At 61.3% G+C, this 13,971-nt stretch carries 21 protein-coding genes and 1 tRNA gene; 14 read left to right on the top strand and 8 right to left on the bottom strand.

Annotated elements, in window-relative coordinates:
* The first annotated feature begins 9 nt into the window (after positions 1 to 9).
* The 6 genes from AC1RRT_RS00330 to AC1RRT_RS00305 are packed head-to-tail and all read left to right on the top strand — an operon-like array spanning position 10 to position 2,367.
* Positions 10 to 363, top strand: a complete 354-nt coding sequence (locus AC1RRT_RS00330; protein ID WP_493011648.1) for a hypothetical protein — start codon at positions 10 to 12, stop codon at positions 361 to 363.
* A complete protein-coding gene (locus tag AC1RRT_RS00325) occupies positions 363 to 716 on the top strand; it encodes a phage holin family protein (RefSeq protein WP_493011647.1) in 354 nt (117 codons plus the stop codon). The genes AC1RRT_RS00330 and AC1RRT_RS00325 overlap by 1 nt, the downstream gene beginning before the upstream one ends.
* Before the next feature lie 2 nt (positions 717 to 718).
* Positions 719 to 1,246 (top strand): glycoside hydrolase family 19 protein, encoded by a 528-nt coding sequence (locus AC1RRT_RS00320; protein ID WP_493011646.1) that lies wholly within the window; start codon positions 719 to 721, stop codon positions 1,244 to 1,246.
* Position 1,247: 1 nt separating this feature from the next.
* Positions 1,248 to 1,898 (top strand): hypothetical protein, encoded by a 651-nt coding sequence (locus tag AC1RRT_RS00315; RefSeq protein WP_493011645.1) that lies wholly within the window; start codon positions 1,248 to 1,250, stop codon positions 1,896 to 1,898.
* Between the two features lie 10 nt (positions 1,899 to 1,908).
* Positions 1,909 to 2,100 (top strand): hypothetical protein, encoded by a 192-nt coding sequence (locus AC1RRT_RS00310; RefSeq protein WP_493011644.1) that lies wholly within the window; start codon positions 1,909 to 1,911, stop codon positions 2,098 to 2,100.
* Positions 2,101 to 2,118: 18 nt separating this feature from the next.
* On the top strand, positions 2,119 to 2,367 hold the full coding sequence (locus AC1RRT_RS00305) for a hypothetical protein (protein ID WP_493011643.1): 249 nt from the start codon (positions 2,119 to 2,121) through the stop codon (positions 2,365 to 2,367).
* Positions 2,368 to 2,482: 115 nt separating this feature from the next.
* Here AC1RRT_RS00305 and AC1RRT_RS00300 read toward each other — a convergent pair whose 3' ends face one another.
* From AC1RRT_RS00300 to AC1RRT_RS00275, 6 genes are all read right to left on the bottom strand, one after another.
* Positions 2,483 to 2,821, bottom strand: a complete 339-nt coding sequence (locus AC1RRT_RS00300) for a hypothetical protein (protein WP_493011642.1) — start codon at positions 2,819 to 2,821, stop codon at positions 2,483 to 2,485.
* A gap of 82 nt (positions 2,822 to 2,903) precedes the next feature.
* The gene (locus AC1RRT_RS00295; RefSeq protein WP_493011641.1) at positions 2,904 to 3,458 is read right to left on the bottom strand and encodes a thermonuclease family protein; all 555 of its coding nucleotides are present in this window, start codon (positions 3,456 to 3,458) and stop codon (positions 2,904 to 2,906) included.
* 37 nt (positions 3,459 to 3,495) lie between these two features.
* Positions 3,496 to 3,687 (bottom strand): hypothetical protein, encoded by a 192-nt coding sequence (locus AC1RRT_RS00290; RefSeq protein WP_493011640.1) that lies wholly within the window; start codon positions 3,685 to 3,687, stop codon positions 3,496 to 3,498.
* 53 nt (positions 3,688 to 3,740) lie between these two features.
* A tRNA-Lys gene (locus tag AC1RRT_RS00285) sits at positions 3,741 to 3,816 on the bottom strand.
* A 73-nt stretch (positions 3,817 to 3,889) separates the two neighbouring features.
* On the bottom strand, positions 3,890 to 4,429 hold the full coding sequence (locus tag AC1RRT_RS00280) for a DUF3833 domain-containing protein (protein WP_493011639.1): 540 nt from the start codon (positions 4,427 to 4,429) through the stop codon (positions 3,890 to 3,892).
* Between the two features lie 62 nt (positions 4,430 to 4,491).
* Positions 4,492 to 5,511 carry a hypothetical protein gene (locus tag AC1RRT_RS00275; RefSeq protein ID WP_493011638.1) on the bottom strand — a complete coding sequence of 340 codons (1,020 nt, stop codon included), beginning with the start codon at positions 5,509 to 5,511 and terminating at the stop codon, positions 4,492 to 4,494.
* Between the two features lie 37 nt (positions 5,512 to 5,548).
* On the opposite strand from AC1RRT_RS00275, the gene AC1RRT_RS00270 reads away from it, so the two are divergent.
* The 7 genes from AC1RRT_RS00270 to AC1RRT_RS00240 all read left to right on the top strand — a co-directional run bounded on the left by AC1RRT_RS00270 (position 5,549) and on the right by AC1RRT_RS00240 (position 11,658).
* Positions 5,549 to 6,112, top strand: a complete 564-nt coding sequence (locus AC1RRT_RS00270; protein WP_493011637.1) for a hypothetical protein — start codon at positions 5,549 to 5,551, stop codon at positions 6,110 to 6,112.
* A gap of 99 nt (positions 6,113 to 6,211) precedes the next feature.
* Positions 6,212 to 6,400 carry a DUF4170 domain-containing protein gene (locus tag AC1RRT_RS00265; RefSeq protein WP_492981410.1) on the top strand — a complete coding sequence of 63 codons (189 nt, stop codon included), beginning with the start codon at positions 6,212 to 6,214 and terminating at the stop codon, positions 6,398 to 6,400.
* A 134-nt stretch (positions 6,401 to 6,534) separates the two neighbouring features.
* Positions 6,535 to 7,176, top strand: a complete 642-nt coding sequence (locus tag AC1RRT_RS00260; protein ID WP_493011636.1) for a hypothetical protein — start codon at positions 6,535 to 6,537, stop codon at positions 7,174 to 7,176.
* 12 nt (positions 7,177 to 7,188) lie between these two features.
* A complete protein-coding gene (locus AC1RRT_RS00255; RefSeq protein ID WP_493011635.1) occupies positions 7,189 to 7,533 on the top strand; it encodes a hypothetical protein in 345 nt (114 codons plus the stop codon).
* Positions 7,534 to 7,645: 112 nt separating this feature from the next.
* Entirely contained in the window at positions 7,646 to 7,846 is a 201-nt protein-coding gene (locus tag AC1RRT_RS00250) for a hypothetical protein (protein ID WP_493011634.1), read from the top strand.
* Between the two features lie 16 nt (positions 7,847 to 7,862).
* On the top strand, positions 7,863 to 8,378 hold the full coding sequence (locus AC1RRT_RS00245) for a hypothetical protein (RefSeq protein WP_493011633.1): 516 nt from the start codon (positions 7,863 to 7,865) through the stop codon (positions 8,376 to 8,378).
* A 94-nt stretch (positions 8,379 to 8,472) separates the two neighbouring features.
* Entirely contained in the window at positions 8,473 to 11,658 is a 3,186-nt protein-coding gene (locus tag AC1RRT_RS00240) for an HD domain-containing protein (RefSeq protein WP_493011632.1), read from the top strand.
* 14 nt (positions 11,659 to 11,672) lie between these two features.
* Here the strand turns inward: AC1RRT_RS00240 and AC1RRT_RS00235 are convergent, their stop codons facing one another.
* A complete protein-coding gene (locus AC1RRT_RS00235) occupies positions 11,673 to 12,188 on the bottom strand; it encodes a hypothetical protein (protein WP_493011631.1) in 516 nt (171 codons plus the stop codon).
* 14 nt (positions 12,189 to 12,202) lie between these two features.
* Positions 12,203 to 12,961: an SDR family oxidoreductase gene (locus AC1RRT_RS00230; RefSeq protein WP_493011630.1), complete on the bottom strand. Its 759-nt coding sequence runs from the start codon at positions 12,959 to 12,961 to the stop codon at positions 12,203 to 12,205.
* A gap of 119 nt (positions 12,962 to 13,080) precedes the next feature.
* Between AC1RRT_RS00230 and AC1RRT_RS00225 the strand changes: the two genes are divergently transcribed.
* Positions 13,081 to 13,965, top strand: a complete 885-nt coding sequence (locus AC1RRT_RS00225; protein WP_493011629.1) for an alpha/beta fold hydrolase — start codon at positions 13,081 to 13,083, stop codon at positions 13,963 to 13,965.
* Positions 13,966 to 13,971: the final 6 nt, after the last annotated feature.

The following is a 13,971-nucleotide window of genomic DNA, read 5'->3' as shown; positions in this document are numbered from 1 at the left end:
AGAACTGCCATGCTGCGTATCATCGCCGCATCCATCGGGCTGGCCGTGTTCGTGGCGGCCTGCCTGTCTGCCGTGCCATCGCGCGCCCAGGTGCCGGGCCTGGCTAACCGCCTCTGCCTGCCGCGCACCGAGATGGTGGCGATGCTGGAGGCCAGGTTCGGCGAAGTGCCACAGGCCGCCGGCATGATCGAAAGCGCGTCCGGTACGCTGGCGATCGAGCTGCTGCTGTCGCCCGAGGGAAGCTGGACCATCCTGTCCACCGATGCGCGCGGGATGAGCTGCGTGCAGACCGGCGGCGGCGACTGGGTGGTGGCGCCGAAACCGAAATCCGCGCCGGCGCCGCCGGCGAAGGGCGGTCTGTGATGGAGAAGACCCTGCTGGCAATCTGGGCGGCGCTGCCGGGCTGGGTGCACTGGCTGGCCGCGCTGGCCGTGGCGGCGGCATTGACACGCCTGGTCTGGCATGGCGAGCAGGTGCGTCGGCGCAAGCGTGACTGCCTGAGCTGGCTGCTGCTGTATGAAATCCTGTCCGGCGTGCTGCTGGCCGTCGTCGGCGCCGGTGTCTCGGATTACTTCGAGCTGCGGCCGCTGCCCTCTGCGGGCCTCACGGTTGTCCTCACTTGGTTCGGCTTCACCGGCGTGCAGGTGCTGTTCGTTCGCGCGCTGCAGAAACGCGGCATCATTCCGGCCGACCCGCCGGTCAATCCGGCGGCCTGATCATGACCCTGACCCGCGACCATCTGGCCGCGATCATGCCGCTGGCCAGCGCTGTGCGCCTCGATCGCTTCACCGCGCCGCTGCAGCAGGCCTGCGCCGAATTCGGCATCGACACGCCGGTGCGCCTGGCGGCCTTCCTGGCGCAGATCGCGCATGAAAGCGGCGGCCTGCGCTATGTGCGCGAGCTGGCGAGCGGCGAGGCTTACGAGGGCCGCAAGGATCTTGGCAACACCGAGGCGGGCGACGGCGTGCGCTTCAAGGGGCGCGGCCTGATCCAGATCACCGGCCGCGCCAACTATCGCCGGTGTGGCCTGGCGCTCGGCCTCGACCTGCTCGCCGATCCTGTCCTGTTGGAAGACCCGATGGCGGCCGCGCGCTCGGCGGCGTGGTTCTGGCAGGTCAAGACGTTGAACGCGCTGGCCGATGCCGGCGATTTCCTGGCCATCACCCGGCGCATCAACGGCGGCCTCAATGGCCTCGATGATCGGCTGGCCTATTACGCGCGGGCGAAAACCGCATTGGGGGTCTGAGATGGTCTTGCCAATCTTGGGTGCTGTGTTCGCCGCGATCGAGGCGGCTCCGAAACTGTTCAATGCCGCGCAGGGCATATACGAGACTATTGCCGGCAAGCCGTCATCCGCAGGTACCGCGGCCGAGCTGCGGGAGGAAGTCGCGGCGCTGCCGCCGGAACAGCAGGGCCGGTTCGTTGACCTGGTCGATGCCCAGCGTAGGCAGTATGAGGCCGAGACCGACCGGCTGCGCAATGAGCAGGGCGATCTGACGCCCGAGATGCTCGCGCTGCTGCCGCCGCATGTGGCAGCCAAGATCGCGTGGCTGCGGATGGGCACGCGCCCGCGCATCGCTCTGATGGCAGCCTATACGCTGATGTTGCCGGTGTTCATCACGGCTTTCGACATGATCATCACGGTGATCAACGGCGTGGCTTCAGTCTTCGGCAAGGATCTGCATCTGCCGCTGATCGCCGGTGTCTTCACCAGCAAGGACACGCCCTATGCCGGTCTTTACGGCGAGGCGGCGGCCTGGGCGGCCCTGGTGGTGATCACCTACATGACGCTGCGCGCCGTCGAGAAGTCGGGCGCCAATGGCGGCGGCCTCGCCGACCGGATCAGTGCGGGGATTTCCGCCCTCGGCGATCTGCGGTCGAGCCTGAAGCGCAAATAGGTTTGCCGCCATGCCCATCAAGAAGCTGACGGCCGAACAGCGCAAGGCCATCTGGTCAGCGCCGTCGAGCAATGCCGGTGTGGGCTGGTGGCCGCAAGGCCGCGGCGATCACGGCGCGATCGAGGAAGACGATTCAGACCCGGTGCCCGTCGATGTGATGGTTGCCGAGAATGGAACCGGCCGGCGGCGGATCCGCCGGTAACATAACGGAGAGTGAATCATGCATGATGCCAAGGGGCGCCAACTGAAGATCGGCGATACCGTCCTGATTCCGGCGACGATCAAGTCGCTGTCGCCCGACGACAACTACTGCAACGTCCAGGCCGAGAGCGTATTCGGCCGGCGGCCGGACGGCGCCAAGGAAAGCTTCGGCGCGATCAACACCGGCGTGATGCTGCGTGCGAACGACGGCGACGAGAACGATCTGGGCTATGCCGCCCTGCATCCGGAGCCGATGCCGGCAGCGTAACGCGGCTGAAGGATAGCCTGGCCGGCTTAACCGGCCCTTCCTGGAGAGGCGACTTGCCCCGCCCTGCACGGCCTTCACCGGCCGCTGCAGGGCGGGGCCTTTTTTATGCGCGTGTCTAGCGCGAGCGGCGCGGCTTCTCAGTGGCAAAGGTCTCGCTGGTTTCCAGGTGCTTGTCGAACAGGCCGCCGAACCAGACCGGCCGCTGCAGGGGCTTGTCGTTGATCACCACATAGGTGACGGCCGCAGTGCCGCCGCTGCAATGCGGGCAGTTCGCGGTGCCTTTCAGCATCTCGGGCGTGGCGCTGTCGCCGAGTTCCTGCACGGCGAGATCCAGCGCGATGCTCCAGCGGCCCTCACAGGTGCCGCAGACCAGAATCTGCTCGGCGCCGAGCTTGCCGCCGGTGGCGCGGCGGAAGTGAAGGACCTGGCTGAGGGTGCGGAGCGGGTGGCGCATGCCGGTGAGACATAAACCGGAACATCAGCCGCCGACTACAGGATTAAATTCGTGGCCGATCTTGTGGCCGGCGCCGGCGCGACTACTCGGCTTTGGGGCAGGCGGCCGGCCCCGGTGCTTTCCAGCATAGCCGCCGCCAGGCCCAAGGGCTGATTCTGTCGGCCTCGGCCCAGAGGCCGCGGCGGGCGGCCTGGGCTTCCTCCAGCCGCGCCGGCGTGGCCGGATCGCGGATCCAGGCCGGGCGTTCGCTGGGCCAGGCCAGGCCGCGCAGAATCATGGCACCGTTGACCTGGTCGCCGTCGACATAGACCAGGCAAACATGGCGGCCGTAACTGTCGGCCTCGAAACACTCGGCCTGCGCCTGGCGGCCGAGCGCCATGGCGCGCAGGGCGCTGGCCGCCTGCTGGCCCAGCGGCTGGCCCGGCCGCTCGCGATGGCGCGTCTCGGGCGCGTCGATATCCGACAGCCGCAGGCGATGGCGCTTGCCGTGGCGATCGCCGCGGATGGTCAGCGTGTCGCCATCCTCCACCTGCACCACGATGCCGGTCAGGCGATACTCGCCGGCCGGCGCGGCGACGGCCGTGCCGGAGATCGCCGCGATGGCAGCGAGGGTGGCGATGATGGTGACGCGGATCATGCATCTACATACGCCATGCTGCGTCGGCGGGCCAAGGTCAGCAGTCGCGCCGGAAGACATCGGCCCAGCCCTGGCACGGCTCGCGCCATGACGGTTTCGCTCCCTCGATCTCGGGCCACAGCATGATGGTGGCGAGGGTGAAACCGAGGGTGAGGGCGATGGCGATCAGGATGGCGATCAGATCGCAGAGGGGTCTGGATTTGCCACCGTTTCGGCAGTGGCTAACCACCTGGCTAACCCAGTTGGCTAACCGTTTTGTAAGTGATTGATCTGGTTGCAAGTTGGTGAGCCCGCCGGGATTCGAACCCGGGACCTCTCGATTAAAAGTCGCTTGCTCTACCAGCTGAGCTACGGGCTCACAGAGGTCATTTCCGGGCCCGGCAGGCCCGAAAAGCGCGGCGACCATAGGTCGCGCTGGCCCCCCCGTCAACCTACTCGATCTTGCGAAAAGCCAGGGTCACGCTCCCCACCGGCAGCCCCCATTTCGTGACCGTGGCGCGGTTCAGCACCATTTCGTCATCGAAGCGGTACAGCCAGTCATCGAAGGCCACGTCGATGCCCCCGGAGTCGGTTTTCAGCCGGATATCGTAGGTCCAGTGCAGGCTGTTGCCGGCCGCCCGGCCGCGGGCGACGCCATGGATGTCCTCGGCCTCGCCGGCATAGTCCGCCCCGTCGGGCCGGATGCGCCAGACCCGCCGCTGCCGCTCGCCGTCGCTGTAAAGGAAGTCCTCGTCCAGCACCAGGACATCGCCCTCGTGCCGGCCGGACAGCTCGACCGTGAACTGACGCAGCTTGCCGCCGAAGCGCGGTTCGAACAGGCCCCAGGCCTTCACCCGGCCGGTGAAATAGGTCTCCAGCCGGAACGGACCGTAGGCTGCCGCACCATTGGGATCGGGGCGTTGCGTGCTACAGGCCGACAGCAGGCCGACGCACAGAATGGCGATGAGGGCGAGGATTGGGCGGCGAGGCATGACGATCCCGGGCTGATGCACAGGACGTCAACTAGACTGCGCGCCTGTGCCGGCAAGGGTGTCTAGGGATCGCGCCGGCTATCCTGACGATCGGGCGGCAGGCCGCGTTGGTGCAGCCGCAGCGCCAGGCTGCCCATCTCGATATAGGCCGTGGCGGCGGGATGTTGCGCCAGCCAGCCATAGTCGAACCTGTGACTGCCGTCCGTCATGCGCTGCTCCTGCGCCGTCGCCACGATCACCGTTTCAGCCGGCAGGCTGCGGCGGAACAGCGGCGTCAGGCGCTTGGCGCATTCGACGATCAGGCGGCCGCAGAAAGGCTGCAGTGCGAGGATGTCGCGCAAAAACCGCATCTGGTCGCCGACGCCCTGTTCGGCGATCACCAGCAGCGTGCCATCGCGCAGATCCTGGCGGTCCCAGCGCGGCAGCGACAAACCGTTGCGCGTCACGCGCTCGGGTCCGCCGGGCTGCAGGCGGTATTCGTAATCCTCCAGGCCCGGCATCCATACCCCCAAGCTGAGCAGGATGGTGGCGCGCGCCATGCGCAGGCTGCGGTTCTCAGGCTCGAGTGTCACGGCATGATCGAGCCAGCCGCGCGTCGCCGTCATCTCGCCGCAACGGAAAGCGGCTTCGGCGCTTATCAGCAGGGCTTCGGTGTGATCGCGGTTGAGCGCCAGCGCCCGCCGCCCGGCCTGCAGCGCGGCTTTCGCATCGCCGGATTTCAGCAACAGATCGCCAAGGCGCGCTTGCGCCTGCGCATCCTGCGGGTGGGCTGTGGCATGCGGGCGCGCCAGCGTCAGCGCGGCGTCATGGAATCCGCAGGCAGCCAGCGCGGCCAGCCGTGCATCGGTGAAGGCGGGATCGTCGGGCGCAAGCGCCAGCCCGGTCTCGGCGGCGGACCAGGCCTGCGGCGCGCGGCCGCTGCGCTGGTACAGCGCGACGACGGCGCGCAGCAATCCGATATTGGCCGGATCGTTGCGCCGCGCCGCACTGAAGCCCGCCAGCGCGCCATCCATGTCGCCGGCCTGCAGCGCGGCGAGGCCGCCCTGAACGGGATCAGCCTGAATCGGGTCATCGGGCATCATGCTGGCGTCATCCTGAGCCGGGCCGTAGTCTGTCGCAATGCTTTCGGGTTTTCTGCAGGCCGATCCGGCCGCCACCGCCGCCTATCGCAGCCGCCTGGCCGCGCAGGCCGCCGGCCGTCCCTGCATCGGCCTGTCCTGGCGCAGCGGCAACCAGAACTACGGCACGCTGAAGTCGCTGACGCTGCCCGACCTGACGCCGCTGCTGCGCCGGCAGGACCTGTGCTGGGTCGATCTGCAATATGGCGATACCGATACCGAGCGCGCTGGCATGGCAGCACAGGGCATCACCTTGTGGCGCGATCCCGCCGTCGATCCGCTGGGCGACCTGGAGGCGGCGGCCGCGCAATATGCCGCGCTCGATCTGGTGATCACCATCAGCAATACGGCTGCCCATCTGGCCGGGGCGCTCGGCTGCGCCACCTGGCTGCTGCTGCCGGCGCCGGGCCATGGCCTGCTGTGGTACTGGGGCCTGGAGCGGGCCGACAGCCCGGTCTATCCCGGCCTGCGCTGCTTCCGGCAGGCAGCCGAGACGCCCGGCTGGGGCGCTGTGGTCGCGGCTGTCGAATCGGCACTGGCGGCCCGTTACCCTCTGAATCCGTGAGGGTAGTTACTAGGTTTCAACCTTTTATGGGCTACACAATCCTTCGCAGGTGCGGGATAATGCCATACCTGATCCGGATCGGACCGGAGGATGAGGACCATGACCCAGTTTTACGTTGAAGGCGGCATTTTCAAGGACTTGGCTGACCCGGCGCCGATCTCCGGAACCGAGGAGCGCTACGGCCCGTTCCAGACTGAGCGGGAAGCCGACCAGATTTGGCGCGCCCGCATGGCGGACAAGATCGACATCTGCAATCACCGCCTGCGGGTCATCAAGCGCGACGCCTGATCGGTCGCGCTGCAGCCGGACGAGGCTGCGCTTTCCCTGTTGCTAACTGCTTCCACTGCCACGATCATTTCGTGGCAGGCAGTCCGATTCGCGTCTGATGGCGCGAAACGGGCTGGCTGCGAGCGAGGGCTGCGATGTTCGATCCGTACGCCGCCGGACGGCTGATCGCCAACCGGGGCGACCTGAAACGTAAGGCGGTGAACTACAAGCGCGGTCATGATGTGCGCTTGAGTGCCGAACTGCGCGGCCAGATCGAGAAGGTCATCGTGAAGAACCAGGCCGAATTCGAAGCGACTGCCATCGAGACGCTGCAGACCCTGAAGGAAGCCTGGGGCTCGGCCAAGTTCAACTCGATCAGCCGCGCCCGCTATTACGAATGGATTCACGATCTGGCGCTGGAGCTGAAGGGGCAGGGCAGCCTGTTCGGCTATCCGCTGATCACGCTCTATGCCGACAGCTTGAAGAATCTCTGCGCCGGGCTGTCACAGCCCTCGACGCGCCTGCATGCGATCATCGGCCTGAATATCGACGCGCTGGGCATCATCATCCGCCGCCGCATCAGCGGTCCGGGCAGTGTGCTGGAGCGCCGCGTGGCCGAAGCTTTCCGCGAGGCCCATGTGAAGATGCGTCTGCGTCAGCCCTCGGAAGTCGCGATGGAGCACAAGGTGGCGCATGCGGTGCGCCAACTCGATGCCAAGCGGCCTGCTGTCAAAAATCCGGACCTCAGGGAAACCGGCCGCCAGTGGCCGAACGGCGTTCGCCTGCCGGCCAACTGAGGTCGCGCCCCTATGGCTTCCGATGACAGCAAGGATAAAGGCCCGCCGCCCAACGGTCCGCCGGAGGGTTACAACTGGCGGCCGCAGGCGATCAAGCCGATCGCCGCGGTGGAAGTGATCTCGGAAGCGATCAAGGACGCCGACAAGAGCTATTTCTTCGAGAATTACACCAAGCAGGCCAATGCCGTGGTTCTGGCGCTGCGCAAGCATGGCTATGTCATCGTGCCCTATTACCCCACCGTGCAGATGGTGAAGGCGGCGATGGACGAGCTGCAATACGGGCAGAACAAGTTCACCAACATCGTCATGCCGATCTATCTGGCGATGATGAAGGCCGCCCCCAAGCCCAAGGGCTAGGGCGGGAAGGTCGGCCGGAAAGCCCGGCCGTAACCGCGTTTTAACCGCGATATGCGACAAAGGCCAAACTGGGGTAGAATGCACCCGGACGGGCCTTGGGAGTTCAGTGACAATGAGCAGGGACAAGCTGGTGGCTTTCCTGCGCGTGGCGGGAGATGAGCGCACCGCCGAGATTCTGAAGCGCCTGCCGCCGCAGGAGGCGCTGGCCGTGCGCCAGGCGCTTGACCAGTCGCCGCCCGTCGCCTCGTCGCAGGTCGACATGGCCGCCGATGCCGCCGCCACCTTTGTTGCCGCGATTTCGCATAAGCGCTAAGGCGGCGCTTGTCGCGTTGATCGGCGCCGCGCTGCTGGCGCTGGTGGTTCCTGTGCCTGCCATGGCGCAGGAGGATTCCGGCTTCACTACGCTTGGCCCCGGCCGCCGGCCCAAGACCCCCAACATCTGCATGACCGACCCCGAGCTCGAGGCCGAGGCCATCGTGCGCGGCGGCATGGTGATCCGCGATCAGGCGCGCGCCTGTGCGCGGCGCGGGCTCGATGGCACCATCCTGCCGCTCTGGGGCGCTTTTGATGAGGCCAATGCACAGCAGTTCCGCGACGCCGTGCAGGTGCGGGCGGAAGCGTATAAGCGCAACTGGCCCGACGACCCTTACGCCTTGCAGCGCGCCAACAACGCGACCGTGGCCTCGCGGCAGATTTCCGATTTCGCGCCGCAGGAATGCGTGGCGCTGGGCGATCTGGTCGAAGGCTTCAAGACCTGGACCGACTACATGCGCCACATCCGCAGCACCGAACTCGGTCAGGTGAAGACCAAATACAAGCGCTGCCCGGGGAAGGCGCGGCGCTAGGCATGTTTAAGTTTGAATATTAACGTATTCACGTTGAGGGCTTATAAAACTGCATTTTGTCGCTAAAGTTAGCTCCGCCAAACAGGGGGCTGACATGGACGCGTGGTGTGAGACCGTACTTTGGAAGTTTGTCGCTGAAGCAGGAAGTGACTCTATAAAGAGAACGTTGCAAAACGCATTCCCAAAGATTGAGAAAATACTGGCTAGTGCAAGCACAGAAACTCCCGATTTTACATTGCATGATCATCAGCATGGGTTTCGTGTCGCAGAAAAAGCGGCAAATCTTATTCTTAATAAAATTGAAGATCATTTGAATCCTTTGGAGGCATCTCTTCTCCTTCTTGCCTCGTATCTGCATGACATTGGCATGACGCCGCAAAGAGCGGTGGTGCAGCAGCATTTCCAATATGTTTTGACTGGGGATTCCACCGGATTAACTGGGGATGATATTGCGGAATTTCATAAATGGATTGACGCAGAGCGTGGGGGGATGCGGCTGCCGGTGAATGGCTCTCTTATTACAGCGGATGGTTTGCGGTTGGCGGAAGATATTGTTTCATATTATTGCCGATATCGGCACAATGATTGGAGCGAAGATTGGATTCGTGATGAACTTACAGATGTCGAACCTGGATTGTACCCAGGATGGATTGCGGATTTAATCGCGTTATGTCGCAGTCATCATGACGGCATTTCTGATCTCCGGAGGGATCGGTTTGATGCGCGTATGGTTGGTAGTAGCGGCACAGTTTTAAATTTAAGATACCTTGCGGCTTTATTGCGAGTTGCGGACGTTCTGGAATTTGATGCAGAGCGCACGCCTGAAATAATACTGAAGCATCGCAATATCGCGGTAAAAAGTAGAATATACTGGCATAAAGACCATGAGATTGGCTTTAGCTTAGAGCACGATGGCTCTCGAATGTTGTTTTCGGCTAGGACGCCAAACGCAACAATACATAGGGCTGTTTTAGAGACTGCTGCTGGGGTGGATGCGGAACTTGCTATATGTAGCTCATTGAACCATGAGGGCGCTTATCTACGTGGCGCAATATCCGACAAAGAGCGTGCAAGATATTCATGGCTTTGGCCTGCCCGGCTCACTCTCGATGTACGGGAAAAAGATGATAGATTCGTATATATCGATGGCGCATTCAGGCCTGATTCTCGTCGGATATTAGCGCTCCTTTCTGGTGTGGCTCTTTATCGGCACACAATGGCCTCTATCCGCGAGGTTCTTCAAAACGCAGTTGATGCCATTAGTGAGCAAATTGCTTACGAGCGTCTCATGTATAATGATGACGTAAATTCTGCCGCGGATTTAGCTCGTAGAAGCACTCATAAGATTCGTTTCTCAACTGAAGTGGATAGCGAGGGGCATTGGCTTATATGTGCTGATGATGGCGTCGGTATGACGAAGGATATTATTGAAAATCACTTATTAGTAAGTGGGTCAAACATAAGGCCAGAAGTATACAGGCTTGAGCGTGCCGCAAATGAGCGTGGATTTTCTATCGGACGCACGGGGCAATTTGGTATCGGCGTCCTTAGTTATTTTATGATTGCAGAAAAAATATCGTTAACCACGAAGCGGAGCAATGAAGCGGGGCGCGACGCAGATGTAACTGGCTGGAGTTTTTCTATAAGCCAGTTAGGTGGATTTGGAGAGCTGAGGAAAGAGAATATTGGTGCCAGAGGAACGGAAGTTCGTCTCAAATTGAAAAATGATTTCATTGAGACGACTCCCCAATATGGCGAGAGAATTTTGGAGTACATTCGAGGCTGTTGTGTTTGGTCACCTTGTACTATTGAATTCAAAGATAAGGCAGATGGCGGTGTTTCTCATGTTTGCTCTCCTGGCTGGACTGCAAGCCCTGCTGACCTATGTGAAAGGTATGTTGAGGATATTTGCGATTTAAGCGGATTGTTAGCCTCTGACAGATTGATGACTGCAAAGGAACAAGAAGAGCAGGATCGGTTAAACATTTACCGCACAGAAATTATAAGCTCTGCGCTAGATGCCATTAAAGTATATGCCTCTGAAGAGGTTTCTCTGGGGAAATACGGCAAGGCTCGTGTGACTTTGCCCTATTTTGTCGTTGACGATAATGCTTGTTTGGCATTTTTGGATTTAGAAGGCGGGAAAATTATACCTGGTCCAGAGGGCAGCTATTTTATTGCCCCTGGATTTTCAAGAGTTTCTTGGCGAGGGTTTTCTGTTTCAGATCATAAGCGACAGTCTTACCAAAAACCGTACGGTTGTATGGTGGAAATAAACTTTGTGGATGGAGGTCATGTAACGGTCGATCGGAGTAATGTGATTACGGATACTGAGGTTGAATCTGAAGCGGCTGAAATAATATTTTCGACAATCAAGAAGCTGTATTTGAGGTTTTTTGAGGATTTTAAAGAATCTAAATTCAAGTTGCTGAACGAGTATATTGCAACAAATCGAGGGGTGCGACCGCGAGGGCTTGTGGATAGTAAAGTGCCGCTCCACTGGCAGGTTAGCGCAAAGGGCGGAATGTCGTGGAAGACCATAAGTAAGTGGCCTTTCGCAGTGGCATTCACCTCACGATATGATGATGAATATTATTTTGACAACGTAACGTATATGGATAAACCGTGTGTTTTTTTAGACAGGCTCCGTATCAGTCGGCACGAATTTGCGTCGGCGGGCGAGATACTTCGTGGCGGTCAATTGTTGTTGGCGCGTCAAAAGAAAGTAAGGGTTGTTCATACTGGGCTGGTGTGGGTTAAAGGTGGGCCGGCAATTCCTCATGGTAAGGACTGGCGAGCGGCATACTTCCCGAAAGAATTTTATAAAATTGCTGCTGTTGTTAATTGGGCGAGGACAATCGTAAATGTTGATCATCAGATAGCTGATTTCGATGCGGAAGGATTCGGAAGAGGCCTTCCTATGCCAACGCAAATTGAGCTTCAGTTGGCGGCTGAATCAAAATCAACAGCTTGGAAATTCTTTTCTAAGTATTTAACTCTTAGCGAGAATTCTTGGAGAGCTATCTCAGATAATTTTCATCAAGATTTTATGAAGCTATTCTCGGCAACTGGGAGTGCTGAGCCAATATATATTATTCGTCAAGTTGAACCGTATGAGAGTTATCTTTTATCCATTTCTCCAAAAGGAGTCTCTTATTCACCGATTGATTGGTTTGCAGATAAGCTTTGCACAGAAGAATTGGATATTGTCGTTCCAAAAGATTCGAGGTGGTATGTAGAATTACCGATGCCTCGATATTTTGAAAAATATAACTTATAGATTGCGCTGACACTCTAGCTGCTCGGCACGATCACGATGCGGTTGTTCTCCAGCATCAGGCTGCCGGCGCGGAAGACCGGCGCGCCGTAGGGGTCCATCTGGCCGATGACGCGGATGCGGTCGCCGGCCTTGGCCTTGGTCAGGTCGCGCCAGCTCGGGCCGATATTCACCACCTGGCTGGAATTGCCGTCATTGATCACGAAGGTGGTGGCCTGCGGCGAATACAGGATGCCCTGCAGCATCACCGCCTTGCCGCGCGGGATCTCCGCGATCGGCACCAGGTCGGGCAGGGTGAAAGCCATGGTCTGGTTGCGCGGCGGCGCGGTGGTGCTCTTGCTCGTCGACTTGGGCGCGCTCTGCGGCTTGATCGGCTTGCTCTCGGGCTCGGCAGCGGCGCGCGGATCGGTCATCTGCGGCGTGGGCGGCGTGGTCTGAGCGCCGGACTGGGCGGGTGTCGGCTGAGCGGGTGCCTGCTGGGCCTGTGCTGCGAGCGGCAGCAGCAGGGCGGTGCTGATGAGCAGTGCTTTCATTAAATGCCTGGGGATCATATGCATCGTCCGCCATCGACCTCCATGCAGACGCCGGTGATGAAGTTGGCCTCATCCGAGGCAAGATAGAGCGCGGCGTTGGCGATATCCTGCGGCGTCGAGAAACGCCCGATCGGAATGGTGCTGACGAACTTCGCCTTCATCTCGGGCGTCTCTTCGCCGCCCATGAACTCTTTCAGCATCGGCGTCAGGCCGGCCACCGGGTTGATCGCATTGACGCGGATCTGTTCCGGCGCCAGCTCCACCGCCATGGCGCGGGTCAGCGTGATCACCGCGCCCTTGGAGCCGTTATACCAGACCAGGCCGGGGCGGGGGCGCACGCCGGCGGTCGAGGCGATGTTGATGAAGGCGCCGCCGCCGCGCTTGCGCATCGCGGGGATGGCATGCTGGGCCGAGAGGTAGATGCTCTTCACATTGACGGCGAAGATCTTGTCGAAGGTGGCCTCGTCGGTGTCCAGCAGGGATGCGTTGCGCTGCGGCATGCCGGCATTGTTGACCATGATGTCGAGGCCGCCGAAGGCGTCGACGGCGGCCTTCACCAGCGCCTTCATCTGCACGCCCTGGCTGACATCGGCGGCGACCGGCAGCGCCTTGTGGCCGGCCTTGTTGATCTCGGCCGCGACCTTCTCGGCGCCGGCGAGATTGAGGTCGCCGATCACCACGGCGGCACCCTCGGCGGCAAAGCGTTTGGCGATGCCCTCGCCGAAGCCCGACCCGCCACCCGTCACAATCGCCACCTTGCCCGACAAACGCATCTGCACGCCTCCCTACAAAAAAACTTTCCACCACTCTAGCCGCCCGGCTGGGGCATGCAAGCACCTGATTTCCCTGCTAGACTGCGCCCCGGTCAGCAGTCTGGACGGAGGATGGAGTCGTGTTGTTCCCCGGATTTGAGCAAAAGCGTGTCGCCGGCGCCGGCGCCGAGATCAACCTGCGCATCGGCGGCAAGGGGCCGGCCCTGCTGCTGCTGCACGGCTATCCCCAGACGCATGCGATGTGGCACAAGGTCGCGCCGAAGCTGGCCAAGAACTTCACCGTGGTCTGCCCCGACCTGCGCGGCTATGGCGACAGCGACAAGCCCGCCACTGTTCAGGACCATTCCAGCTATTCCTTCCGCGCCATGGCCGCCGACATGGCCGCCGTGATGACCAATCTCGGCCATGACAGCTTTTTCCTCGCCGGTCATGATCGCGGCGGCCGCGTCTCGCATCGCCTGACGCTGGATCACCAGCCGCGCGTGAAAAAGGTCGCCACGCTCGATATCGTGCCGACGCTGTATCTGTACGAGAACGTCAACCAGCAGATCGCCACCGGCTATTACCACTGGTTCTGGCTGATCCAGCCCGAGCCGTTCCCCGAGCGCATGATCGGCGCTGATCCGGAATTCTATTTGCGCAAGAAGACTGGCCAGTGGTCGGGTTCGGGCCATGCCTTTGACGACGAGGCGATGCAGGAATACCTGCGCTGCTTCAGCAAACCCGAAACCATCCATGCCTCCTGCGAGGATTACCGCGCCGCCGCCACCATCGACCTGGTGCATGACCGCGCCGATCGCGAGGCCGGCAAGCGCGTCACCTGCCCGATGCTGATCCTGTGGGGCAGCAAGGGCCTCATGGGCAAGGCCTATGACGTGCTGGAGAGTTGGCGCGACCGGGTCAGCGGCCCGCTTTCGGGTCATGCCGTCAACAGCGGGCATTTCCTGCCCGAGGAAGCGCCCGAGGAAACCTACGCGGCGCTGCGCACGTTCTTCACATCGTGAGTTGAG

The organism is Ferrovibrio sp. GW821-FHT12B10, assembly GCF_058807515.1.
This window is presented reverse-complemented; position numbering and strand designations above follow the sequence as displayed.